The organism is Sphingomonas sp. Leaf21 (assembly GCF_916858675.1).
In the GTDB taxonomy this organism is placed as follows: Bacteria; Pseudomonadota; Alphaproteobacteria; order Sphingomonadales; family Sphingomonadaceae; genus Sphingomonas.
Map to the genome: position 1 here is coordinate 25680 of NZ_CAKASM010000028.1, position 21296 is coordinate 46975.

Annotated in this window: 28 protein-coding genes and 1 tRNA gene; 14 read left to right on the plus strand and 15 right to left on the minus strand. The window is 63.8% G+C overall.

Annotated elements, in window-relative coordinates:
* A complete protein-coding gene (gene secB, locus LRP66_RS15940; RefSeq protein ID WP_230483590.1) occupies positions 1 to 516 on the minus strand; it encodes a protein-export chaperone SecB in 516 nt (171 codons plus the stop codon).
* A gap of 267 nt (positions 517 to 783) precedes the next feature.
* Between secB and LRP66_RS15945 the strand changes: the two genes are divergently transcribed.
* From LRP66_RS15945 to LRP66_RS15955, 3 genes are read left to right on the plus strand one after another with little or no spacing between them, the layout of a single operon-like run.
* The gene (locus LRP66_RS15945; protein ID WP_230483612.1) at positions 784 to 1407 is read left to right on the plus strand and encodes a Tim44/TimA family putative adaptor protein; all 624 of its coding nucleotides are present in this window, start codon (positions 784 to 786) and stop codon (positions 1405 to 1407) included.
* 24 nt (positions 1408 to 1431) lie between these two features.
* Positions 1432 to 2796, plus strand: coding sequence for a murein transglycosylase A (locus LRP66_RS15950; protein WP_230483591.1), 1365 nt, complete (start codon positions 1432 to 1434; stop codon positions 2794 to 2796).
* A 25-nt stretch (positions 2797 to 2821) separates the two neighbouring features.
* A complete protein-coding gene (locus LRP66_RS15955) occupies positions 2822 to 3349 on the plus strand; it encodes a Smr/MutS family protein (RefSeq protein WP_230483613.1) in 528 nt (175 codons plus the stop codon).
* On the opposite strand, the gene dapE is transcribed toward LRP66_RS15955, so the two are convergent.
* Complete coding sequence (gene dapE / locus LRP66_RS15960) at positions 3327 to 4442, minus strand: succinyl-diaminopimelate desuccinylase (RefSeq protein ID WP_230483592.1); 1116 nt, start codon at positions 4440 to 4442, stop codon at positions 3327 to 3329. The genes LRP66_RS15955 and dapE overlap by 23 nt on opposite strands.
* A 111-nt stretch (positions 4443 to 4553) precedes the next feature.
* Here dapE and LRP66_RS15965 point away from each other — a divergent pair, with 111 nt between their 5' ends.
* Positions 4554 to 4724, plus strand: a complete 171-nt coding sequence (locus tag LRP66_RS15965; protein WP_230483593.1) for a hypothetical protein — start codon at positions 4554 to 4556, stop codon at positions 4722 to 4724.
* Positions 4725 to 4742: 18 nt separating this feature from the next.
* Here the strand turns inward: LRP66_RS15965 and LRP66_RS15970 are convergent, their stop codons facing one another.
* From LRP66_RS15970 to rpmH, 6 genes are all read right to left on the minus strand, one after another.
* Positions 4743 to 5405: a glutathione S-transferase family protein gene (locus tag LRP66_RS15970; RefSeq protein WP_230483594.1), complete on the minus strand. Its 663-nt coding sequence runs from the start codon at positions 5403 to 5405 to the stop codon at positions 4743 to 4745.
* A gap of 104 nt (positions 5406 to 5509) precedes the next feature.
* Positions 5510 to 6181 (minus strand): ribosome biogenesis GTP-binding protein YihA/YsxC, encoded by a 672-nt coding sequence (gene yihA, locus LRP66_RS15975; RefSeq protein WP_230483595.1) that lies wholly within the window; start codon positions 6179 to 6181, stop codon positions 5510 to 5512.
* Complete coding sequence (yidC, locus tag LRP66_RS15980; RefSeq protein WP_230483596.1) at positions 6178 to 7875, minus strand: membrane protein insertase YidC; 1698 nt, start codon at positions 7873 to 7875, stop codon at positions 6178 to 6180. The genes yihA and yidC overlap by 4 nt, the downstream gene beginning before the upstream one ends.
* Before the next feature lie 30 nt (positions 7876 to 7905).
* The gene (gene yidD / locus LRP66_RS15985; protein ID WP_230483597.1) at positions 7906 to 8118 is read right to left on the minus strand and encodes a membrane protein insertion efficiency factor YidD; all 213 of its coding nucleotides are present in this window, start codon (positions 8116 to 8118) and stop codon (positions 7906 to 7908) included.
* A 2-nt stretch (positions 8119 to 8120) separates the two neighbouring features.
* Positions 8121 to 8507: a ribonuclease P protein component gene (rnpA, locus tag LRP66_RS15990; protein ID WP_443026709.1), complete on the minus strand. Its 387-nt coding sequence runs from the start codon at positions 8505 to 8507 to the stop codon at positions 8121 to 8123.
* Positions 8508 to 8566: 59 nt separating this feature from the next.
* Complete coding sequence (rpmH, locus tag LRP66_RS15995) at positions 8567 to 8701, minus strand: 50S ribosomal protein L34 (RefSeq protein WP_007404632.1); 135 nt, start codon at positions 8699 to 8701, stop codon at positions 8567 to 8569.
* 194 nt (positions 8702 to 8895) lie between these two features.
* Between rpmH and LRP66_RS16000 the strand changes: the two genes are divergently transcribed.
* The 3 genes from LRP66_RS16000 to LRP66_RS16010 all read left to right on the plus strand — a co-directional run bounded on the left by LRP66_RS16000 (position 8896) and on the right by LRP66_RS16010 (position 10895).
* On the plus strand, positions 8896 to 10410 hold the full coding sequence (locus tag LRP66_RS16000; protein ID WP_230483598.1) for a YifB family Mg chelatase-like AAA ATPase: 1515 nt from the start codon (positions 8896 to 8898) through the stop codon (positions 10408 to 10410).
* 31 nt (positions 10411 to 10441) lie between these two features.
* Complete coding sequence (locus LRP66_RS16005) at positions 10442 to 10753, plus strand: hypothetical protein (protein WP_230483599.1); 312 nt, start codon at positions 10442 to 10444, stop codon at positions 10751 to 10753.
* Positions 10754 to 10810: 57 nt separating this feature from the next.
* A tRNA-Leu gene (locus LRP66_RS16010) sits at positions 10811 to 10895 on the plus strand.
* Positions 10896 to 11049: 154 nt separating this feature from the next.
* Here LRP66_RS16010 and LRP66_RS16015 read toward each other — a convergent pair.
* Entirely contained in the window at positions 11050 to 11304 is a 255-nt protein-coding gene (locus LRP66_RS16015) for a helix-turn-helix domain-containing protein (protein ID WP_230483600.1), read from the minus strand.
* A gap of 579 nt (positions 11305 to 11883) precedes the next feature.
* Between LRP66_RS16015 and LRP66_RS16020 the strand changes: the two genes are divergently transcribed.
* On the plus strand, positions 11884 to 12798 hold the full coding sequence (locus LRP66_RS16020) for an endonuclease/exonuclease/phosphatase family protein (protein WP_230483601.1): 915 nt from the start codon (positions 11884 to 11886) through the stop codon (positions 12796 to 12798).
* 102 nt (positions 12799 to 12900) lie between these two features.
* Entirely contained in the window at positions 12901 to 13215 is a 315-nt protein-coding gene (locus LRP66_RS16025; protein WP_076716960.1) for a hypothetical protein, read from the plus strand.
* 40 nt (positions 13216 to 13255) lie between these two features.
* Here LRP66_RS16025 and LRP66_RS16030 read toward each other — a convergent pair whose 3' ends face one another.
* Positions 13256 to 13477: a hypothetical protein gene (locus LRP66_RS16030; RefSeq protein WP_230483602.1), complete on the minus strand. Its 222-nt coding sequence runs from the start codon at positions 13475 to 13477 to the stop codon at positions 13256 to 13258.
* A 573-nt stretch (positions 13478 to 14050) separates the two neighbouring features.
* Here LRP66_RS16030 and LRP66_RS16035 point away from each other — a divergent pair.
* The 4 genes from LRP66_RS16035 (at position 14051) to LRP66_RS18285 (ending at position 16487) form a co-directional block, all read left to right on the plus strand.
* On the plus strand, positions 14051 to 14644 hold the full coding sequence (locus tag LRP66_RS16035) for a hypothetical protein (RefSeq protein ID WP_230483603.1): 594 nt from the start codon (positions 14051 to 14053) through the stop codon (positions 14642 to 14644).
* Positions 14645 to 15049: 405 nt separating this feature from the next.
* Positions 15050 to 15676 carry an SOS response-associated peptidase family protein gene (locus LRP66_RS16040; RefSeq protein WP_230483604.1) on the plus strand — a complete coding sequence of 209 codons (627 nt, stop codon included), beginning with the start codon at positions 15050 to 15052 and terminating at the stop codon, positions 15674 to 15676.
* A 475-nt stretch (positions 15677 to 16151) separates the two neighbouring features.
* Complete coding sequence (locus tag LRP66_RS16045) at positions 16152 to 16358, plus strand: helix-turn-helix domain-containing protein (protein ID WP_230483605.1); 207 nt, start codon at positions 16152 to 16154, stop codon at positions 16356 to 16358.
* Entirely contained in the window at positions 16359 to 16487 is a 129-nt protein-coding gene (locus LRP66_RS18285) for a hypothetical protein (protein WP_268992467.1), read from the plus strand.
* A gap of 301 nt (positions 16488 to 16788) precedes the next feature.
* Here the strand turns inward: LRP66_RS18285 and LRP66_RS16050 are convergent, their stop codons facing one another.
* The 3 genes from LRP66_RS16050 to LRP66_RS16060 are packed head-to-tail and all read right to left on the minus strand — an operon-like array spanning position 16789 to position 18688.
* The gene (locus tag LRP66_RS16050) at positions 16789 to 18057 is read right to left on the minus strand and encodes a Y-family DNA polymerase (protein WP_230483606.1); all 1269 of its coding nucleotides are present in this window, start codon (positions 18055 to 18057) and stop codon (positions 16789 to 16791) included.
* On the minus strand, positions 18054 to 18470 hold the full coding sequence (locus LRP66_RS16055; RefSeq protein ID WP_230483607.1) for a LexA family protein: 417 nt from the start codon (positions 18468 to 18470) through the stop codon (positions 18054 to 18056). The genes LRP66_RS16050 and LRP66_RS16055 overlap by 4 nt, the downstream gene beginning before the upstream one ends.
* A gap of 14 nt (positions 18471 to 18484) precedes the next feature.
* Positions 18485 to 18688, minus strand: a complete 204-nt coding sequence (locus LRP66_RS16060) for a hypothetical protein (RefSeq protein ID WP_443026708.1) — start codon at positions 18686 to 18688, stop codon at positions 18485 to 18487.
* Between the two features lie 158 nt (positions 18689 to 18846).
* Here LRP66_RS16060 and LRP66_RS16065 point away from each other — a divergent pair, with 158 nt between their 5' ends.
* Positions 18847 to 19551: a hypothetical protein gene (locus tag LRP66_RS16065; protein WP_230483608.1), complete on the plus strand. Its 705-nt coding sequence runs from the start codon at positions 18847 to 18849 to the stop codon at positions 19549 to 19551.
* Between the two features lie 90 nt (positions 19552 to 19641).
* Here the strand turns inward: LRP66_RS16065 and LRP66_RS16070 are convergent, their stop codons facing one another.
* Together LRP66_RS16070 and LRP66_RS16075 are read right to left on the minus strand one after the other, a co-directional pair.
* Entirely contained in the window at positions 19642 to 20805 is a 1164-nt protein-coding gene (locus tag LRP66_RS16070) for an ATP-binding protein (protein WP_230483609.1), read from the minus strand.
* A 155-nt stretch (positions 20806 to 20960) separates the two neighbouring features.
* On the minus strand, positions 20961 to 21176 hold the full coding sequence (locus tag LRP66_RS16075; protein WP_230483610.1) for a hypothetical protein: 216 nt from the start codon (positions 21174 to 21176) through the stop codon (positions 20961 to 20963).
* Between the last annotated feature and the right edge of the window lie 120 nt (positions 21177 to 21296).

A 21296-nucleotide genomic window follows, 5' to 3' on the forward strand; every position in this document is an offset into this window, starting at 1 on the left:
TCAGGCGTGGCCGGTTTCCGGGGTATTGGGCTGGGCGGTGCCAGCCTGCGCCTCGGCCTGCTGGAGGTAGAGCTGTGCGAAGTCGATCGGCTCCAGCATCAGCGGCGGGAAGCCGCCGTCACGCACCGCGTCGGCGAGCACGCGGCGCGCGAAAGGGAAGAGCAGGCGCGGTGCCTCGCCCAGCATGAAGGGCTGGATCTGGTCGACCGGCACGTTGCGGAAGCCGAACAGGCCCGCATAGCTGAGGTCGACGATGAACGCGGTCTTGCCCTCGGACTCCGCGCGCACTTCGATCTTCAGGACCAGCTCGTGGACTTCCTCGCCCACCTGGCTGGAGGCGATGTTGAACTGCACGTCGATGCCGGGCGCCGCCTGGGTCTGATAGATGGCGGGCGCGTTCGGGTTCTCGAACGACAGGTCCTTGACGTATTGCGAGATCAGACCGGCGGCGGGACCGCCGTCCTCACCGTCCGCGATCGGCGCTTCGAAGCCCTGCGGCAAACCCTGTTCGTCCATCGTCGATACCTTCTTGCGTTAGATCAAGGGGATTAGGGTCTATACGCGATCACGACGGGATCGTGATCGCGTATAGACCCTCAGGGAACCGAAAGGGCGGGTTCGCGCGTTCGGCCCAATGGCCGTTGCGCGTAGCAGCGGGCAGGCATGGATTCAACCTTGCCCTCTTCCGTCGGGAGCGCGGGTTTTCATTGTCGGCCCGCACGCCTATATCGGTCCGGATAGTGAAAGGCGCTTGTGTTGTTATTCTACGTCGTTCTTCTCGCGATGGTCGCGCTCTTCCTCGCGCTGCGGCTCTACAGCGTCCTGGGCAAGCGTACCGGCCATGAACAGCAGCCACTGGCGCGCAGTGCCGATGACCGGCCGCTGCCGGTGACGCTGCCGCGCGCCGCCGAACCCGTGCAGGGAACGACACCGGTCCTGAACCGCAACATCGATCCGCGTGCCGAACAGGGCCTGCGCTCGGTCATCTCGGGTGAGCCGGGCTTCGACGTGACCCAGTTCCTGGGTGGCGCGCAGGCGGCCTATCGGATGACGCTGGAGGCCTTTTGGAAGGGCGACGAGGACGCGCTTGCCGATCTCGTCGCGTCGGACGTGCTGGCGGCCTTCTCCGAGGCGATCGAGCAGCGTCGCGAATCCGGCGAAACGCTCGACAACCGGCTGATCCGCGTCGACAGCGCCAAGATCGTCGATGCGCAGGTCGAGGGGCGCGAGGCCCGGATCACGGTACGCTTCGATGCCGATATCGCCGCCGTCACCCGTGATGCGGACGGTCAGGTGATCGCCGGTTCGCTCAGCGACGCGGTCGAGACGCATGATGTCTGGACCTTCGCGCGGACGCTCAAGAGCGGCGATCCGAACTGGAAGCTCGTCGATACCGACGAAGCCTGACGCGCCAAGGGGGGACAGGGGGCCTTGAAGGGGTTTCGCATCGCGGCGATCGCCGCGCTTTCGCTCAGTGTGTCGGCCTGTGCGGGCCGGATCGTTCCACCCGGCGCGTCGGGGGTATATCCGTCGCGCGGTGGCGAGGCATCCGCATCGCGGTCCGAGCCACGCCCGCGTCCGCGCGCCGAAGGCACCGCCGTACAACCGAACGGGCCCAGCGTGTCGCGTGTGCCACCCGGCCCGGTTCGTATTCAGCCATCGACGCCGCTTCCCGCCGCAACGGTGGTCGCCGTACCGGGCGCGGTCAACGCGGCGCAGGCCGGGCTGATCGCCGGTCCGGCGGTCGCGTCGCTGCCGATGACCGAGCCTCAGGCGGAGGCGGCGCGCGCGGCGTTCCTGCTGTCCTGTCCGGGTCTGATGCGGCGGACGGACGGTAGTGGCCTTACCCAGGGCGCCGACTGGCAACCGGCCTGCCAGGCCGCCGCCAGCGTGCCCAGGGGCGGGGCCCGCGATTTCTTCGCGCGTTATTTCGAGGCGGTGCAGGTCGGCGACGGACGTTCGCTGGCGACGGGCTATTACGAACCCGAGATATCGGGGTCACGCGATCGCCGCTCGGGCTATGAGGTGCCGATCTATGCCCGCCCGCGCGACCTGATCGATGTCGACCTCGGCGCGTTCAATTCCGATCTCAAGGGCAAGAAGGTCCGGGGCAAGGTCCAGGGCAGCAACCTCGTCCCCTATGACGACCGTACCGCGATCGAGCAGGGCTCCTTGGAGGGGCGCGCGCCGGTCATCGCCTGGGGCGCGGATCCGGTCGAGGTGTTCTTCCTGCAGATCCAGGGCTCGGGGCGGCTGAGGCTGCCTGACGGCGGGGTGATGCGGATCGGCTATGACAGCCAGAATGGCCGCGACTATACCGGCATCGGCGCGCTGATGAAGTCGCGCGGGCTGCTGGGGCCGGGCCAGACCTCGATGCAGGGGATCGTGCAATGGCTGCACGACCATCCCGAGGAAGGCCGCGCGATCATGCGCGAAAACAAGAGCTTCGTGTTCTTCCGCGAACTGAACGGCGCACCGCAAGGGGCGATGGGCTATCCCGTGACGGGGCAGGTCAGCGCGGCGGCCGATCCCAAATTCGCGCCGCTGGGCGCGCCCGTCTTCCTGTCGATGGATCGGCAGGACGTGACCGGGCTGTGGGTCGTCCAGGATACCGGCGGGGCGATCAAGGGCTCCAACCGCTTCGACACCTTCTGGGGTGCGGGCGAGACGGCGCGCAGCGTCGCGGGCGGCATGTCGGCGCGCGGCACCGCCTTCCTGCTGTTGCCGGTCGGCACGCTGGCCCGCGCCGGGGTGGCCAGCCAGAACGGGACGCTCGGTGCGCCCCCTCAATTCTGACGAGGCGCAACTCTGGGCGCGGGTGATGGAGACGGTCCGCCCGCTGCGCGCCGCCATCGTGCCCGCACGTCCCGGTCCGCCCCCGCCGACCATGGAGGCGGTGTTTCAGGACACGCCCGGCGCACCCAAGGTCCGCGTGAAGGGCAGGGTGCCGCCGTTGCGCCAGCCGCCGTCACCGACCCTCGCTTCCCGGAAGGGACCGGGCGAGACGCTCGATGGCGGCTGGGACAAGAGACTGTCGCGGGGAAGCGTCATGCCCGACAGTTCGCTCGACCTGCATGGCCATACGCTGTCGTCCGCACATGCTATGCTCGACCAGGGGCTGGCGCGGGCGATCTCGCGGGGCGACCGGGTGCTGCTGCTCGTCACCGGCAAGCCGCCGCGCCCCGAGAGCGAGCGTCCCCACGCACGCGGCGCGATCCGCGCGGCGATCGGCGACTGGCTGGGCGCGTCCCGCCATGCCGATTCGATCGCCGCGATCCGCAACGCCCATCCGCGCCATGGCGGGCAGGGCGCGCTCTACATCGTGTTCAGGCGCCCGCGCGAGCGATGATCCCGGCATAGATGCGGGTCAGCGCATAAAGGTCTTCGACCGCCACCGCCTCGTCGACCTTGTGCATCGTGGCGTTGAGCAGGCCGAACTCGACCGTCGGGCACAGCTTCGACAGGAACCGCGCGTCCGACGTCCCGCCGGTCGTCGAAAGCTCGGGCTCGATCCCGGTTTCGGCGCGGATCGCATCCGCGATCATCGTCGAGAAGGGGCCCGGCTGCGTCAGGAACGCTTCGCCCGAGATGCGGCCGTTCACTTGCGCGGCGGGGGCATGGGACCGGGCGATGCCGGTGATCCGCTGGATCAGTGCCGCGCCGTTCTGCTCATCGTTGAAACGGATCGACAGCCGCGCCTGCGCCGAGCCGGGGATGACATTGTGCGCAGGATTGCCGACATGCAGGTCGGTGATCTCGATATTGGATGGCTGGAACCAGGCGTTGCCGGTGTCGAGCGTCACCGCCTCGATCTCCGCGAGGATCGCGATCAACGGGGTGATCGGATTGTCGGCAAGATGGGGATAGGCGACATGGCCCTGCCGCCCCGGCACGGTGATCCAGATATTGACCGAGCCGCGCCGTCCGATCTTGATCATGTCGCCGAGCCGATGCGCGGAGGTGGGCTCGCCGACGAGGCACAGGTCGGGTGCTATGCCGCGCGCCGCCATCCGGTCGATCAGCGCCTGCGTGCCGTATATCGCCGGGCCTTCCTCGTCGCCGGTGACGATCAGCGACAGGGGAATGCCGGGACCGGGGGGCAAGGCCGCCACGAACGCCGCGACGGCGCCTTTCATGTCGACCGCGCCGCGTCCGAACAGCAGCCCGTCGCGCACCTCGCCGGAAAAGGGCGATCCCTGCCAGCCTTCTCCGGCGGGGACGACGTCGACATGGCCCGCAAAGGCCAGATGGCGACCCGATCCGGCACGCGTCGCGAGCAGATTCTCGACCGGGCCATCAGGCGCCTCGCCAACGGTGAAGCGATCGACGGTGAAGCCCAGAGGGGCCAGCGCGGCCTCCAGCACGTCAAAGACGGGGCCGTGTGCGGGCGTGACGCTGTCGGCGCGGATCAGGGACTGGGCGAGTTGCAGCACGTCGGTCATGGCCAGCGGCATAGGCAGCGCGCGCGGGGACGGCAATCATGTGATTGATCGCGGTTACGGACCCCAGGCGGCCCGACATCGTTCCTGCTCCCGAACGACAGGAGCGATGCGATGAACGATCCCGATCCCAATGGGCACAAGGCCGGCAAGCGACTGGCGCTCTGGCTGGTGATCGCGGTCGCGATCGCGGGCGTGCTGCTCTACGTCTTCACGTCGCGCGTCGCCGAACCGGCATCCGAACAGCGCGCGCCGTTGAACGAGGTCCAGCCCTCGGCGCGGTAAGGGTAGGGGCGTGGCCTTCTATTCGACCGGCTGTTCGAACCGTTCGATCACCCATTCCTCTTCCTGCGCGGCGGCGATCCAGTCCTGCATGAAGGGGTGGCGGAGCACCGCGTCCATATAGGGCACCGCGAAGCGCGCGACGGGAAGCTGATAGGTGACCATGCGGGTGACGACGGGCGCGAACATGATGTCCGCCGCACCGAAGGCGCCGAACAGGAAATCCCCGTCGCCGCCGAACCGCGCCCTGGCCTGCGCCCATAATTCCATGATCCGCTTCAGATCGACCACGACATCCTCGTCGGGCGTCTGCGTGGGATAGATCTGTCGGATGTTCATGCTGTGCTTGCGACGCAGCGCGACGAAGCTGGAATGCATCTCCGCCGCCATCGAGCGTGCCATCGCGCGCGCGGCGTCGTCCTCGGGCCAGAAGCGATCGCGGCCGACCTTGTCCGCCAGATAGTCGATGATCGCCAGGCTGTCCCAGACGACCGCCTCACCGTCCCACAGGATCGGCACCTTGCCGGACGACGGGGCGAACTCCGCGCCCTCGCGCCGCCGGTCCCAATCCTCGTCGTACAGCGGCACGACCACCTCCTCGAAGGAAAGGCCCGATTGACGACAGGCGAGCCAGCCGCGCAGCGACCAGGAGGAATAGGCCTTGTTACCGATGATCAGCTTCATGGGCACAAGGGGTAGCGGCCATGCCCCGTCCCGGCAACCGTGCAAAGCAAAGGCCCGCCCGGCAATCCGGACGGGCCTTCATGATCCCACGCAACGGTCTCCGATCAGCCGATGGCTTCCAGCACCGCGGCACGCAGCTCGGCAATGCCCATGCCGCCCTCGCTGGAGGTGGCCAGGATCTCGGGATGCGCGGCGGCGCGCTTGCGGGCTTCGGCCTGGGTGCGCTCCACGACGGCGGCGAGCTCGGTCGCCTTCACCTTGTCCGCCTTGGTCAGGACGATGCGATAGCTGACCGCCGCACGGTCCAGCATCTCGAGGATTTCGCGATCGACTTCCTTGATGCCGTGACGCGAGTCGATGAGGACCAGCGCGCGCTTCAGCGCCTGCCGCCCGCGCAGGAAGTCGTTCACCAGGAAGCGCCACTGCTTGACCATGTCCTTGGGCGCCTTGGCGAAGCCATAGCCCGGCATGTCGACGAGGCGCAGCACGGGGGGCGTGCCCACGTCGAAGAAGTTCAGCTCCTGCGTCCGTCCCGGCGTATTGGACGTGCGGGCGAGGCTGTTGCGGTTGGTCATCGCGTTGAGCAGCGACGACTTGCCGACATTCGATCGCCCCGCCACCGCGACTTCCGGGACGATCGGATCGGGCAGGAATTTCAGCGCTGGCGCGGACTTCAGGAAGGTAACCGGCCCGGCGAAGAGCTTGCGCGCCGATTCGACCAGTTCCTCCGAGAACCCGGTCGGATCCTCGGAGGAGACGGGGGGCAGTTCGCTCACTTGGCCACCGGCTGCTTGAGGCCCGGATGGCGGGCGTAGAGCAGACGCTGCTGCAGGATCGAGATGCAGTTGGTCGTGATCCAGTAGACCTGCAGGCCGACCGCGAACGGCGCCATCACGAACATCAGCACCCAGGGCAGGATCGCGAAGACCTGCTTCTGCGCATCGTCCATCGGCTGCGGGTTCATCTTGAACTGGAAGTACATCGAGATGCCCAGCAGGATCGGCACCACGCCGATCGCGATGAAGTGCGGCGGGACGAAGGGCAGCAGGCCGAACAGGTTGACCGGGGTCAGCGGGTCGGGCGCGGACAGATCCTTGATCCAGGCGACGAAGGGCTGATGCCGCATTTCGATCGTCAGCATCAGCACCTTGTAGAGCGCATAGAAGATCGGGATCTGGATCAGCGTGGGCAGACAGCCCGCCAGCGGATTGACCTTCTCCTGCTTGTAGAGGGCCATGACCTCCTGCTGCATCCGGACCTTGTCGTCCTTGTAGCGTTCCTGCAGCGCCTTCATCTTGGGCTGCACCGCGCGCATCGCGGCCATCGAGGCGAACTGGCGCTGCGCGATCGGGAACATCAGCGCCCGGATGGTGACGGTCAGCAGGATGATCGCGACGCCGAAATTGCCGACCAGGCGGAACAGCCAGTCGAGATAATAGAAGATCGGCTTCTCGAGGACGCGCAGGTAGCCCCAGTCGAGCGCGTAATCGAGCTTCGTCGCGCCTTCCTTGTCGGTGTAGCGGTCGAGCAGCGCGACTTCCTTGGCACCCGCGAAGAAGCGCGTGGTCTGGGTGATCTGCTTGCCCGGCGCCAGCGTCTGCGGCTGGAGCGTATAGTCGGCCTGATAGGTCTGGCCCGCGCCCGCGCGGAACTGGCCGTCGAACGCCTTGCCCTGATCGGGGATCAGCGTCGCCAGCCAGTATTTGTCGGTGAAGCCCAGCCAGCCGCCGGTCGTCGCGAAGCGCGTCGGCGCCTTGTCCAGATCCTTCCAGTTCGGACCGTAATTGGCCGAGCCGTTGTTGACCGACATCGGGCCGACATGGATCGTCCAAGTGTCGGGATCGGCCGAGATGCCGCGATTGACATAGCCATAGGCCGCGACCGGCACCGCCGCGCCGCCGCCATTGGCCACCGTCTGCTGGACGGTGAACATATAGTCCTTGTCGACCGACAGCGTGATCTGGAACCGCTGGCCGGTGGCGTTGGCGGCGGTCAGCGTGACCGGCTGGCCGGGGCGCAGCACGGGCGCGCTGGCGGTCCAGACCGTGTCGGCGGCGGGCGGGTTCAGCCCGTCGGTGCGCCAGCCGAACCCGGCGAAATACGCGCCTTGCGCCCCCGCGGGCGACAACAGACGGATCGGCGGCGAATCCTTGGCCACCGTCTCCTTATAGTCGAGCAGGACGAGGTCATCGATCCGTGCGCCCTTCAGGTTGATCGAACCCTTCAGACGCGGCGTCTCGATCGCGACGCGCGGCGATTCCGCGAGCACGACGCGCCGGTCGCGAATGGCGGTCGGCGTCGATGCCGTCGGATTGGCCGAACTGTTGGCCACCGGCACCTGCTTGCCATCCACGATCTTGGTCGCGGGCGGATTGCTCGGGAAGAACTTGCTCTGGATGAGCGGCCATCCGAACAGGATCAGCGCCGCGATCACCGCGAACACGACGAAATTCTTGCGGTCTTCGTTCACGTCGAAACCCCAGTTGTGACGCCTAGTACGTCAGGGCACCGGGTCGGGTCCGTGCCCGCCCCAGGGATGGCACCGCGCAATGCGCTTGAGCGCCAACCAGCCCCCTTTGACCGCGCCATAGCGGCCAATGGCCTCTATTGCATAGGCCGAACAGGAAGGTTGATAGCGACAGCTGGGCGGTAAAATGAGCGAGGGGCCGAGTTGCCAGCCCCGCGCGATGAGAATCAGGACCCGCGCGAACATGGTCAGGCGGGATCCTGGGCAGGGGAGGCGGGCTGGCGATGCGCCCCGCCGCGCGGGCCACGCCCCTTGCCACGACCGTGATGCGCACGCGGTTCGCGTGGTCGCTGATCGCTGGCGGTTTCGGGAGAGGCCGCACGGGTCAGCGCTTTGGAGAGCTCGGCGGTGAGCGCGGCATAATCGCGCTCGATCCCGCCTTGCCGTCCGATCAGCACGTGATCCGCACCGGCTATGCCCTTGACCGGCAAAAGCTCGCGCGCGAGCGCCCGCAACCGGCGTTTCATCCGGTTGCGAACGACCGCGTTGCCGATCTTCTTGGTGACGGTGAAGCCGACGCGAATCGTGGCCTCACCATCGTCACGCGGGCGTACCTGCAGCACGAAGCCGGGCATCGCCACGCGTCGCCCGCCATTGGCCGCGAGGAAATCGCGGCGGCGGGTCAGCGTCGTGATTACGCCGACAGCTTCTTGCGACCGCGCGCGCGACGCGCCCGGATCACCGCACGGCCGCCGGGCGTCGCCATCCGCGCACGGAAGCCGTGACGGCGAGCGCGCACCAGATTGCTCGGCTGAAAGGTCCGCTTCATCGTTCATTCCTTGGATACGTCTGAATAAAAACGGCCGCCACGAGGACGGCCTTGGTGGCAAGCCGCTTACACAAAGCGTCGGTCCAAGTCAATCCGGTCCGGGCGTCGCCATGGCCGCCCCCTTGCGATCCGTCGCCATCCTTTGCAGGAAGGGCGGGCGGGCAGGGGGGAGCCCGTGCGAAGGGGGAAAGCACATGGCGACCATCGTGTCCACCGTGGCCTATCTGGGGCTCGAGGCGCGTGCCGTCGAGGTACAGGTGCAGTTGATCGCGGGGCTGCCCGCGTTCAATCTGGTGGGGCTGGCCGACAAGGCGGTGGGGGAGAGTCGCGAACGCGTTCGCGCCGCGATCGCCGCGATGGGCCTCGCGCTGCCGCCCAAGCGGATCGCGGTCAATCTGTCGCCCGCCGACCTGCCCAAGGAAGGATCGCATTTCGATCTGCCCATCGCGCTGGCGCTGCTGGCGGCGATGGGGGTGATCGATGCCGAGTTGCTGGCCGATCACGTCGTCGTCGGCGAACTGGCGCTGGACGGGCGGATCGGGCCGTCACCCGGCGTCCTGCTGGCGGCGCTCCATGCGGGTTCGCTCGACAAGGGGCTGATCTGTCCCGCCGCGCAGGGGGCGGAGGCGCAATGGGCGGGCGGCGGATCGGTCATCGCCGCGCCCGATCTGTTGTCGCTGATCAACCACCTGAAGGGTCATTCCGTCCTGCCCACGCCCGAGGGCGGTGTGGTCGAACAGGCCGCGACCGGCCCCGACCTGTCGCAGGTGAAGGGGCAGGAAAATGCCCGGCGTGCGCTCGAGATCGCGGCGGCGGGCGGGCACAATCTGCTGATGAGCGGGCCGCCGGGGTCGGGCAAGTCGCTGATGGCGGCATGCCTGCCCGGTATCCTGCCGCCGCTCGACGCGGTCGAGGCGTTGGAGGTGTCGATGATCCAGTCGGTGGCGGGCACGCTTACCGGTGGTCGGCTGACCCGGACACGTCCCTTCCGCGCGCCGCATCACTCCGCGTCGATGGCGGCACTGACCGGTGGCGGGTTGAAGGCGAAGCCGGGGGAAGTCAGCCTCGCGCATCTCGGCGTCCTCTTTCTTGACGAACTGCCGGAATTCCAACGCGCCGTCCTCGATTCGCTTCGCCAGCCGATCGAAACCGGAACGGTGAGCATCGCGCGCGCCAACGCCCATGTGACCTTTCCCGCGCGCTTCCAGTTGGTCGCCGCAATGAACCCATGCCGTTGCGGGCATCTGGGCGACGCCGCGCTCGCCTGCGCGCGGGCGCCGCGCTGCGCGGCGGATTATCAGGCGAAGATTTCGGGGCCGCTGCTTGATCGGATCGATCTGTCGGTCGAGGTGCAGCCGGTGCGCGCGGTCGATCTGCTCGCCCGCGCCGACGCCGAATCCTCCGCCATCGTCGCCCAGCGGGTCGCGGCGGCGCGGTCGCGACAGACCGAGCGGTATCGCGATGCACCGGTGACCGTACGGACCAATGCGGAAGCCGACGGCACGCTGCTGGAGCATTGGGCGACGCCGGACGAGACGGGCCGCACGCTCCTGGCCGAGGCGGCGGAGCGGATGCGCCTGACAGCACGGGGCTATACGCGGATCCTGCGCGTCGCACGCACGATCGCCGATCTGGCGGGTGCGGAGCGGGTAGGGCGGATTCATCTCGCCGAGGCGATCAGCTATCGCCAGCGTCCGCCGGTGAGTTGACCGTTACGGTCGCAGCGCGGAGCATTCGGTCATGGCAAAATCCGATCGGGTATCGAAGCTCGCCAGGGCGGCGGGGCTCGCAATCCTCATCCTGCTGGGACCGCCGCTGACATGGCTGGCAATTCTGTGGTCGGATCCGGTGGCATCGGGGCTGCGCAGTCCCGTGCTCGCCTATGGCCTCGCCGCCATGTCGACGGTGCCGGGGCTCGTGGGAATCGCGTTGCTGCCGCTCCGCGCGAGCACCAAGTGGCTGATCCTCCCGCTCTATCTGGTCGCCGCGGCGCTGATGCTGATGACGACGCTGGTCTATTTCGTCTGCATCGCCACGCAGGATTGTCCATGATGCACCACAATCGCGCTTGCGCCTGGCATCACCCTCGTCTAGCAGCGCCACTTCGCTGCCCCTGTGGCGAAATTGGTAGACGCATTCGACTCAAAATCGAACGCCGCAAGGCATGCTGGTTCGAGTCCGGCCAGGGGCACCACTAACAGTCACTTAAGTGCCTGTTTTTGCTTAGTTTTCATGTTTGTGGATGCGGCTCGCTCCCTCTGCTGTTCCCACATTTGATACCGACTACAGCCGATTGATGGCGAACAGTGCCGGTCAAACGACCTTGTCTGATAGTCTCTCACGCCAGGTCAAAGGTCGAGGTCTATCTGCTCTGGGCGGATGTATGGCGGTGCGACGACATAGCCCTCAGCTGCCAAGCGCTGCAGCGACTCCACGTGCACCAGCCGTCGTCGGCCGATCTTGACGGTGGTGATCTGACCGGCCGCGACCAACTCGTAGAAGCGGGTGCGTCCGATGCCGATCATAGCAAGCGCGACCTTCACCGTGACGGTGAGAGGGGGCCGTGTAGTGAGGGCGCCAGCTGGCTCCCGAAGGTTCTTCATGTACCAGACTCCTAGCATGGAGGCTGGTGGGCTCTGCGACGTACGCAACTTAGGCCGGTTCGACGACGAAGAACAAGCGGCTTGAATCTTAAACGCTGCAGGCTGCGTGATCCCGATCGACTACAATTTTTGCAATGTGTGCCAACGACTTAGCCATTGGGATCGGATGGGATCAAAAACTAGTCGTTTGGGATCGGCAAAGCCGCTTCCATAAACCCGCAGGAATGCTCCCTTTTTCTAAAGCGAAGCTTGCGTAGGGTGTGGGTGGATCTCAATCCGGCGTACATATTTTGCGGCATCAGTGGGCACAGGTAATCAGAGGTCAATACGCCTATCCAGCTGGCATTTGCCGCCGATAGGCGGGCAATAACAAAACCGTGCTGCCCGCCTTCACAGATCGAAAGGCCGCAATTCAGCCCAATGGCGAACGAGACGGCCGATTCCGTATTCCTCGCCTAGCGCCTGCTGGCGTAGAGAATATGAGCCGGTACCAGTAACGCTGCCTTTGCAGGCGGTATTCCTCCGGGTCTCCGCTCTGAAGGCATTGTGCGCTAGCGCATGCCTTGGCACACATCAGGCATGATCTTCCGCTCCGTCCTCGTCGCATCGCTGCTGACCAGTCTGGCATCGTGCGTTGCCCCTCATGCGCCTACTCAAGACGCCGCGACCGAAGCGACTGCAACCCGCCCTCTCAAGGTGGCGTCCTGGAACCTGGAGTTCTTGGCAGAGAAGGACGGCGCAGGATGCGAGCCGCGAACCGACGCTGATTATGCAGCCATGCGTCAGATCGCGGACACGCTCGATGCTGACGTGATCGCTTTCCAAGAGGCGGAGAACGAAGCGGCGGCGGCGCGCGTGTTCGACCCGAACCGCTACACCATCGTGATGGAGAAGCGCCCCGGCGCCGCGTCGGGCAGTTGTGGCGGCAAGCACCCTGAGCAGCGATTTATCCGTCAAGCCGTCGGGTTCGCGATCAGGAAGGGTATCGCTTTCGACCGCAACCCGGACGTCACGGCGCTACAACTCGGCAACCCGCAATTGCGTTCGGGGGTCGATATTCGCGTGAGGGCGCCAGGACACCAGTCTGTCCGGTTGCTGGCGGTCCATCTAAAGTCCGGCTGCTTCCAAGGCGACAGCGCTCAGGCCTGCGGCGTCCTGCGACAGCAGGTGCCCGTATTGGAGGACTGGATTGACCGAGCGGCCGTCGGGCCTGATCGGTTCGTTGTCTTGGGGGACTGGAATCGTCGTCTTGCTGAACCTGGCGATGCCGTCTGGACCGAACTAGACGATGGCAATCCCGCCAACGCCGATCTGCGACTGGCTGATGAAGGTGTGACGCCACGGTGCGATCCCCGGTATCGCTCATTCATCGATCACATCGTCTTTGATCGTCGGGCGGCGGGACAGGCGAGTGGATTTGCCGAAACGACCTATGCGCCCGGGCAAAAGCATCTGTCCGATCACTGTCCGGTTAGCGCACTTGTATCAGGTTGAATTAACGGGGCCTGCCGTCCGCCATAGCTGACGACGTCTGGGAAGTGGCGAATGGCTAGTTTGGGTGGAGAGCGGCCTTCGATCGGCGTAGCGTGCCGCCCTATGCGTAATGCCAAGCGAACGGAAAGCGGGAGGATCTCGGTCGACGGAGAGGACTTCGCGTGGCGCCTGCATCGCGAGCCGCAATGGTGCACTGCCGATGGTTGGCGTGGGATGGTGCTTGCCGTTCGTCACGTCGATGGCCAGCGGGAGGCACTGGTTGAGTGGCCGATGCCAAAGGCCGCGAGTCACAGCGTACCTTATCGTCAGCGCCCGAAGATCGATGCGCCGCTGCTCAATCGCGCCGTGACCGCTGCCATTCAGGCCGGCTGGCAACCGCTTTCACGTGGCAAGCCCGTCAGCGTGCTAGTGGAGTAGTTCCGCGAGCGAAGGTTAGCGGAACGATCGGTTGTGGGCGTCAGCGGACATTCGTCCGACTGGTAATCAGAGCATCAACGTGAGCGACCTTTTCGCGGAGCTTGTCGAGGAACGGCCGCCCGTGCTTTTCCATCCGGTCTGGCGGGTAGTTGCGGATGGCGTACTCGTAACGTTGCACCTGGTCGGCCAAACTAGCGCGGAGCCGCTCCAGATCGCGATCTGACAGACTCTCCCGCTCGACATAGGCTCGATTGATGAACACCGCAGGACGTTATTTTGGCTGCCCTCGAGAGGCCAGCCTGAAATGTCCAATTATGGGCGGTCCTTGCCATGACGCCATCATGATACGCCCATCCTCTGGCACGCGCTTGGCATAGATAATAGCATCCGCCAGCCCGACTCACGGGCAGGAGAAGACCAATGCGCTCGCTTGCCATTATCGCATCCGCTCTTTCGCTCATCGCCGTCGCCACGCCATCGATCGCTGCACCATGTCGCGACGCGAAGGGCAAATTTGTGAAGTGCCCTGAGGCGGCCGCACCGAAGGCCACGCGCTGCAAGGCTGCGAATGGGCGGTTCGCTAAGTGCGGAACGCCTGGTGCCAAGCCGATTAAGTAATCCGCCGGTCAGCAGGTGGCGCAGCGTTCTGGACTGGGTTCAGATCTGTGCCCTTGCGCTGATCATGGGCTTGCCGGTGATCATCGCAATTGCCGGTTATGTCAGGCGTGCCATTGCGGTCATTGTGGTGGCATTGGACAGTTGACTAAGCGGCGGTCCTAAATCCTAATCCCCGTAATGCTTCGCGAGCCGCGAATCAGAAACGGGGGGATACCTAATGTTGAAGTATTGCCTGGCGGGCGCCGTTGCGCTCGCTTCTGTTGCTGCGCATGCGCAAGTCGCTGAACCGACGCCGATCGCTGCTTCCACCACTAACGCCGCTGTCCTGCGTGTCGGGACTGAGGTTCCTCTTCGCCTTTCTGAAGAGTTGACTACCAAGGGCAAGCAGCTCCGCGTCGGGCAGCGCTTTCACCTTGAAACGGCCGAGCCGGTCGTCGTGAACGGCGTCACGGTCATTCCGGCTGGCAGCCCCGCAATGGGTGAGATCACCGACGTACGTAACAAGGGCATGTGGGGCAAGTCGGGGCACCTTGCGGGCCGCGTCCTGTTCGTGACGGTCAACGGTCGCCAGATCCGCATGTCGGGTGCCTTCGACGACAAGGGCGTGACGGGGACGGCTGGCGTTGTGGGGGCGATCGCCCTGGTTCCGGTGGCGGGCTTCCTGATGACCGGCACCAGTGCCAAGGTCCCGGCCGGGTCGATCGTGAAGAGCTTCGTCGACGAGGACGTGCCGCTTTCGATCTCTGCCACCGCGCCGCCTCCGCTTGCGGTCAACGCGACCGTGCCGGTTGCGCCGCAGCCCGCGAAATAATTGGGCGGGGTCGGGGTGCTGATTCACCCCGGCCCCTTCACCGTCAGCCTCACGGTCGTGGGAGGAACGAATGAAAATCCTTGCCGCTCTTTCATGCTTTGCGCTCGTCGTCTCTGGCATCGGGGCCGATCAAGCTGATGCCAAGCGCTACCGGTCATCCCACTCTACGAAGCGGGTGAAACGAAGCCGGGGGCTGAACTTCTATCCGACCCGAGGCACCACCGAGGGGGCATGCCCGTGCAACGGCGGCAACGTCTGCGTTGGTCCACGTGGCGGGCGCTATTGCATCACCAGCGGGGGGAATAAGCGATACGGGGTCTAGGCGCGTCATCCTAACTCAGGGGAAACTGGGCTCGCCTGACACGTTCTATCACGCTGACAATAGCTTGGCGGCGATATAGGCGAATGTGTAACCGGGCCCGATTTGGTGGCGAGCCGCAGACGATATTTCAGTCGGCCGCCAAGCTGTTCGACGAACGACCGCGCGACAATCGCTTTCACCCGCAGGAATTGCGTCCCAAGGCGCGCAGCTATGTGATCAGGGAGCAGGATGGCGAAAGAGCTTGGGACGTCATGTCCTGGGACGTGTTGGGTGGGAAAGCTCCGTACCCCATGACGAACGTGCGCAACCTGGCACTGCCGCAGTGGCGACGCCTAGCTGCTGATCCTGCAAACCGCTGCATCATCCCGCTCACGGAGTTTTGTGAGTTCACCCCCGACCGCCACGACCTGGGGGACGGGAAGCCGCCGCTCAAAGGTGAGATGTGGTTCAGCGTGACCGATCAGCTGACTTTTGCTGTCGCGGGGTTCTGGCAGCAGACGGCTGAGGGCCGGTCGTTCGCGATGGTTACCTGCGACGCCAACGAACTAGTCGAGCCCGTTCACCCGAAGGCGATGATCACCGTCTTGCACCCGGGGGACGTGACGACGTGGCTGCGCGCACCGGCAGCAGAAGCGGTGATGCTCCAGCGCCCGTATCCTGCCGACCGCATGAAGGTACGCGGGCCAGTGTATCCTACCAGGGGACGCTAGCCCCAAGCTGTTGGCCAATAAGCCGATCGGGCGAATCACACTTAACCCATCGACTGAATCGCTCAATTGAGAACTGCATCAGCCTGAACTTTGCACGGCATCTCGGCAATGGAACATCCGTGGGACGCAACCGGAACGGTTAACCATACCTGTGAATAAGCCCAACCTGCGCTGTGGATAGATCCCAAATATGCGCCGATTTTACCCGTAGAGGGCACTCAGGGGCGTATTCGAGGGCAAATACCCCCGGCGACTCATCTGTGCCGGAAAACCGGCTCAGTGGCCCGCAAATCAGATTCTTCTTGCTTCGGAACAAGAATCGCTTCAAACGCAAATAACCCCGAGGTGTTGGAGCACCCCGGGGTTGGTTTGGTAACCGCGACAGAACCGCGGTAGAATTTCGCTAGCGAGGCTCCCTTTAGAGCCTATCGGAGCGTCGTGTCAACTCGGTTCTGTCGCCTTGGAGCGACAACAAATGCGACGTTTTTCTTCCCCACCTGTGACGCCGGAAATGGCGGCGCACATTCGTTTCCTCATCATCGAGATGGGGCTTTTCCAGCATCAAGCAGCCGCGCTTTGCGGTGTGAACCAAGGCCGCGTTTCCGAAACCATGCATGGCCGCTGGTTTCCGGAGGAGCCACCTCGTCGGGGTCCTTTCCCTGTCGCGCTGAAGGCTGCTTGAATGGGTGAGTTCAAGCGCGGACGTGACGCCCGAACAGGGCAGATCATCACGGTGAAAGAGGCGAACCGCCGCCCCGCGAATACCGTTGTTGAGACTTATAAGACCGGCAAGAACGGGCCGAAAAACTGACTTATTGGCCGCTGGCTCTGACGCTGGCGGCCTTTTTTCTGTCGAAAGTATGTCATGACTACCAGGACCAGCACCCCTATCCAGTGCGAGTGTGGCCATAAGGGCGAACTTAAATGTTCTGAAAACGACGCTCCTTTCAGTTCAATGTGGGAGCAGTACACTCTTGCTGGATTTAAAGGTAGGTCGGCGACGTTCACAAGCTGGAATGAAATGAAAAGTGCTGGACCCATCCTTAATTATCTTGAGCCACAGTGCCCCATTTGCGGTAGGATTGGTTTAGTGCATTACGTGTGAATTCCAGTTACGCCCGAACCGTCGGCACCTCATCAATCCGCGTCGTCCATGCAGGTGATCGCATCTCCGACCGAAGCCGCCACTGGCGCTTGAAGCCCTGTCCGGCCGTGACGGCCGTGAATGTCCCAAAGCGCTCGTTCACCTCGTCCAGCGCGGCCATGAGGCGATCGCGCTTCTCGGTATCTGCCTCGAATAGCGTCCGGGGGCGATCAGCCGAAGCCATCAGATCGTCAAGCAATATCCCGGCCTTCGTATAGGCGTATCCATCCCGCCAAGCTCGTTCCGCGCACCGTCGAGCGGCGGCGATCAATTCCAGGCTATCACTTGTCATCGGATGCAGCGTCACGGCTCGGGACCCGGCATATTGAGGGCGGTCGGGCTTATGCTTGTTGGTATGGAAGAACGCCGTCAGCCGCCCCGCGACGAGGCCATGATTGCGCAGCTTCTCCCCGGCCCGCAGCGCATATTGGGATAGCGCGCCCATCAGGCCGTCGAAGTCAGTCACAGGCGTCCCGAAGGACCGTGTCACGGCCATGCCCTTCCGCTGCGGCTCGACCGCTTCAACGGCGTCAGCAGGAATGCCGCGCAGCTCAGCGACCAGTCGCTCAAGCACTACCGTCCCGACGCCTCTAGCCTGCTTCATGGGCATGTCCCGAAGACCGGCGGCGGTGGTCACGCCCAGCGCTGCCAGCTTTAGCGCCGTGGCCTTACCGACACCCCACACGTCACTGACGGGGAAAGCCCGCATGACGTCCTGGCGGAGGCGTTCATCACGCAGGTCAGCGACGCCACCGAAGCGCGGCTGCTTCTTCGCGGCGGCGTTCGCCAGCTTGGCCAGCGTCTTGGTATCGGCGATGCCGACACAGGTGGGTATCGTCGTCCAGCGCAGGACCTGAGCGCGAAGGCGATGGGCATGGTCCACAAGGTCGCGGTCATCGAACCCGGCCAGATCGAGAAATATCTCGTCAATCGAGTATATCTCGAAGTCCCGCACGAACGCTTGGCAGGCGGCCAGGACACGGCGCTGCATGTCACCATAGAGCGTGTAATTGGACGAGCGGACCTGAATGCCGTGGCGTCGGATCAGGTCACGCAGGTGATGGGCCGGATCACCCATCTTGATGCCCAACGCCTTCGCCTCGGCAGAGCGTGCGATCGCACAGCCATCGTTGTTCGACAGCACGATGACCGGCACGCCCACCAAGCTGGCGTCGAAGGCGCGCTCACAGCTGACATAGTAGTTGTTGCAGTCGATCAGGGCGATTGGGGAGGTCATGCGACCTTGCGCGCCACGCCCACCACGACGCCCCAGATCTCGACATATTCGTCGACAAGAATGTGTGAGAAGCCATCAGCCTCCGGGACCAGCCAATAGCGGCCGTCCATCTGCTTAAGTCGCTTCAGCGTGCGGTCGCCATGGACCAGCGCGACGACGATGGAACCGGCGCGGGCCCGCTTGGCGCGGTTGACCACGATCAGGTCGCCATCGGTGATCCCGGCGCCCGCCATAGATCCGCCCTCGACCCGCATGATATAGCTGGCGGCCGGATGCTCGACGAGCCAAGCCCCCAGATCGATCGGTTCTTCCATGTCGTCCTGCGCAGGCGACGGAAAGCCCGCCGGGGTTCGGCACAGGAAGAACGGCAACTCGCGCGGGACGAGGTCGAAAGGCACGTCATGCAGGCGCATCGCAGGCTGGGATGTCACGTGACGGGAAGCGCGAGCTGCTCGCCAGCGGCAGCCAGGCAGGCACGGGCCGCCAGCGCACCATCCACGGCCTGACGGTAATGCACGGTCCCGTATCGCTCCGCCTCGTCGAACGCGAACTGCGCCCATTCGTCCGAGGGATAGCAAGCCTGATAGATGGCCCGCGCGGCTTCGCGCAGGCGGGGGTCGTGCTGCATCATGCTTATATTCCAGCGATTCGTGACCCGGCCTAGCTGGAACAAAATGAGAACATAGGTCAAGGGGTTCGATGAGGTGCGGACGTCCCGATGGGCCTAAGGAGCATGACGGACTGGACGGCCGACATCCATGCGCTAGGCTCATGTGAGGGAGAATGTCGATGCTGCAAGACAAGGTCATTGTGCGGTGCTTGGGAGGCATTGCAGCGGGGCTGATCGCCGCGCCAGCCATGGCACAAGAGTTCACGCCACCCGTCGGCTACAGCGCCGGACCGAATGCAGCGGCGCGCCCATGCGTAGCACCGGTGGTCGATGCATCGGCGCCGCGCTTGACCTGCATCCCGATAGCCGAGGTGGCCAAGCTGTTTAAGACGGATCCGGGTTATCCGAATGCTGACAAGCAGCGCCTTCAAATCGTCGGGGCCTATTCACTCGACCTGTCAGCCGGTGAGCGGCTGACAGGTGCCAAGTCGCCAGGATACCTTTCGGTTCAATTGCAATTGAGTGGCGGGCAGTGCTTCAGCCTCAGCGCAGAATATTATGGCAAGCTGTCCGACGCGCGCTTGACGCCGACGGCATGTGATGGTCGTCGATACGACGACGATCGAGTTGTCCCGCAGCCAGCGGGGAAGTCGATGCGGCTGGTCGGCTCGGCATGGGGATACGGCGCTTGGGTTGATGATAAGGCGGGCACAACGATCGTGACGGCGCCCCGGTCTCAGACGTTCAAGCCGCTGTTTACCGCGCACATGCCTGTCACAGCGATCATGGCAATGAACAGCCCCGACGCACCGCTTGGGAACGTGACGCTGGTGGGGCAGCTGCATGGCAAGCCGGTTGTGATCGTGCTGGAGGTGTCGTTCTAATCGGTCGGCAGAATGCCAGTGACACTGATTTTCTCGCCTGCGCGACACCAAAAGATGAGCCGTCGCCCCCGTGAGTGACAGTGCAGATGGTTAGCCCTGACGACGCATGAACTCGGCAAACAGAGGAACGGTAAAATCAAGATACCCGTGGTCCGTGCTATATATCATGCCTTTGGTGATAATGCTTGAACGAGCAGGACCAAGTGACTTTTGGGTTCTATTCATCGTATGAGCAATATCTGACATTGCATAAGGGCCATCTCCAAGAGCCGCCATCGCTTTTACGAATTGCACCTCTGCCTTGGTAAGGCGATCAATCCGGACTTTGAAAAAGCCATCGTCGAGTAGTGCGAGCGTCTCACCGTATGATCGCTCGGCGTCTTCTTCTGTAATTTCAGGACCATCTGAATTATTCCAGACCACAGAAGCCCACTCTTGCAGGAAAAAAGGATAACCCTTTGTTTTTTGTACGATTAGAGAGAGTGCCCTGGGGTCAATTTGCGCATCCTCTTCGATTATAGGCTTTTCGATGGCTTGTGATGCCGCGCTCTCGTCGAGAGCGCCTACCGGTGGATACTGAAAGAGGCGTTCGGCGTATGATTTGGCCTCACCAGCCAGACGCGCGATTTGAGGCAGCCCAGCGCCCACGAGTAGAACGGGCAGCCCTTCTTGCGATATGCGATGCAATGCGACAATTAATGCGGATAAGTCAGTTTCTGAAAGGTACTGAACCTCATCAATGAGGAGGACCCACCCACGGCCCGCTGCTTGGGCGGCTTTGCCGATGAGTACAAAAAGGTCTGGTAAGTCGTATTGCAAATCACCGGTGTCTGCCAAGCCGGGTTCGGGTTCCACATTAAATTCGACGCCGCCTATCTCAATTTTAAAAATAGACGCAAAACTGCGAAGCCCACGGAGGCCGCGACCAGCAATCTGCTTCGCTGCCTCTACCCCCGATAGCGATCGCAACACCTTCCTCATCTCAGGAAAGATAAGGCGGGCGAGGCTTTCACCTTCAGGTGACTCAACTCGAGAGATTAACAGCCCATCCTGTTCGGCATTGCGGCCTATCTCATTCAGTAGAACCGTTTTACCTGTTCCGCGAAGGCCCAGCAACATGATCGACCGGGCGTTTTTTCGATTGATCGCGCGGCCACATGAGATGCGAGCGGCTTCCAGAATTGTGTCACGTCCGGCGAGCTCAGGGGGGCGGCTGCCTGCGCCAGGCGCGAAAGGGTTGCGGTAAGGGTCCATGGGTCAAGTCCGAAGCGGGATGTCTATCGATGGATAGGGAAGTCTAGTCGTATACGCTAGACATCGTTAGACAACGCTAGCCTTCGGATATGCGGTTGTCACCGCGCCCGCAGCCAGCCAAATCACAGCGGAGCCGGTTCGGCTATCCCGGCCTGTCACCCAATGCCTAAGAGGGCTGCTAGGTCGAAGGCTGCCTCGTCATCCTCGACACGGGCGATCACTCGATCACCGTTTGTTGACGCCTCAAATAAGAAATATCCTGCCCAATCATGCGGCTGGATGTTTAAACCTGCCGCCCTACGTGAGGTCATCGGTGCGAGCGTCAGACACTTGCCGGTCAGCGATGTGCCTGTAAAGTAAAGCGCTGCCATAGCTTCAGGATCTCTGATGCCGGATTCGAAGAAGACTCATACCCTGAGTAGCCCCTAGTTTTCTAGACGCCTTGAGCCATCAAAGCCTGCTGCCGTTCGAACTCGACGGGCGACAGCATC

Bases quoted from the DNA above. Each gene is read 5' to 3' on its own strand.
- LRP66_RS16000 (WP_230483598.1), top strand. From the start codon at position 8,896: ATGGCGACCATCGTGTCCACCGTGGCCTATCTGGGGCTCGAGGCGCGT.
- LRP66_RS16060 (WP_443026708.1), bottom strand. From the start codon at position 18,688: ATGATGCAGCACGACCCCCGCCTGCGCGAAGCCGCGCGGGCCATCTAT.
- LRP66_RS16045 (WP_230483605.1), top strand. From the start codon at position 16,152: ATGCGACGTTTTTCTTCCCCACCTGTGACGCCGGAAATGGCGGCGCAC.
- LRP66_RS16035 (WP_230483603.1), top strand. From the start codon at position 14,051: ATGTTGAAGTATTGCCTGGCGGGCGCCGTTGCGCTCGCTTCTGTTGCT.
- LRP66_RS16075 (WP_230483610.1), bottom strand. From the start codon at position 21,176: ATGGCAGCGCTTTACTTTACAGGCACATCGCTGACCGGCAAGTGTCTG.
- LRP66_RS15955 (WP_230483613.1), top strand. From the start codon at position 2,822: ATGGAGACGGTCCGCCCGCTGCGCGCCGCCATCGTGCCCGCACGTCCC.
- LRP66_RS18285 (WP_268992467.1), top strand. From the start codon at position 16,359: ATGGGTGAGTTCAAGCGCGGACGTGACGCCCGAACAGGGCAGATCATC.
- rpmH (WP_007404632.1), bottom strand. From the start codon at position 8,701: ATGAAGCGGACCTTTCAGCCGAGCAATCTGGTGCGCGCTCGCCGTCAC.
- yidD (WP_230483597.1), bottom strand. From the start codon at position 8,118: ATGTTCGCGCGGGTCCTGATTCTCATCGCGCGGGGCTGGCAACTCGGC.
- LRP66_RS16025 (WP_076716960.1), top strand. From the start codon at position 12,901: ATGCGTAATGCCAAGCGAACGGAAAGCGGGAGGATCTCGGTCGACGGA.
- LRP66_RS16040 (WP_230483604.1), top strand. From the start codon at position 15,050: ATGTGTAACCGGGCCCGATTTGGTGGCGAGCCGCAGACGATATTTCAG.
- LRP66_RS15945 (WP_230483612.1), top strand. From the start codon at position 784: ATGGTCGCGCTCTTCCTCGCGCTGCGGCTCTACAGCGTCCTGGGCAAG.
- secB (WP_230483590.1), bottom strand. From the start codon at position 516: ATGGACGAACAGGGTTTGCCGCAGGGCTTCGAAGCGCCGATCGCGGAC.
- LRP66_RS15970 (WP_230483594.1), bottom strand. From the start codon at position 5,405: ATGAAGCTGATCATCGGTAACAAGGCCTATTCCTCCTGGTCGCTGCGC.
- LRP66_RS16005 (WP_230483599.1), top strand. From the start codon at position 10,442: ATGGCAAAATCCGATCGGGTATCGAAGCTCGCCAGGGCGGCGGGGCTC.
- dapE (WP_230483592.1), bottom strand. From the start codon at position 4,442: ATGACCGACGTGCTGCAACTCGCCCAGTCCCTGATCCGCGCCGACAGC.
- LRP66_RS16050 (WP_230483606.1), bottom strand. From the start codon at position 18,057: ATGACCTCCCCAATCGCCCTGATCGACTGCAACAACTACTATGTCAGC.
- LRP66_RS16065 (WP_230483608.1), top strand. From the start codon at position 18,847: ATGCTGCAAGACAAGGTCATTGTGCGGTGCTTGGGAGGCATTGCAGCG.
- LRP66_RS16055 (WP_230483607.1), bottom strand. From the start codon at position 18,470: ATGCGCCTGCATGACGTGCCTTTCGACCTCGTCCCGCGCGAGTTGCCG.
- LRP66_RS16015 (WP_230483600.1), bottom strand. From the start codon at position 11,304: ATGAAGAACCTTCGGGAGCCAGCTGGCGCCCTCACTACACGGCCCCCT.
- rnpA (WP_443026709.1), bottom strand. From the start codon at position 8,507: ATGCCCGGCTTCGTGCTGCAGGTACGCCCGCGTGACGATGGTGAGGCC.
- LRP66_RS16070 (WP_230483609.1), bottom strand. From the start codon at position 20,805: ATGGACCCTTACCGCAACCCTTTCGCGCCTGGCGCAGGCAGCCGCCCC.
- LRP66_RS16020 (WP_230483601.1), top strand. From the start codon at position 11,884: ATGATCTTCCGCTCCGTCCTCGTCGCATCGCTGCTGACCAGTCTGGCA.
- LRP66_RS15965 (WP_230483593.1), top strand. From the start codon at position 4,554: ATGAACGATCCCGATCCCAATGGGCACAAGGCCGGCAAGCGACTGGCG.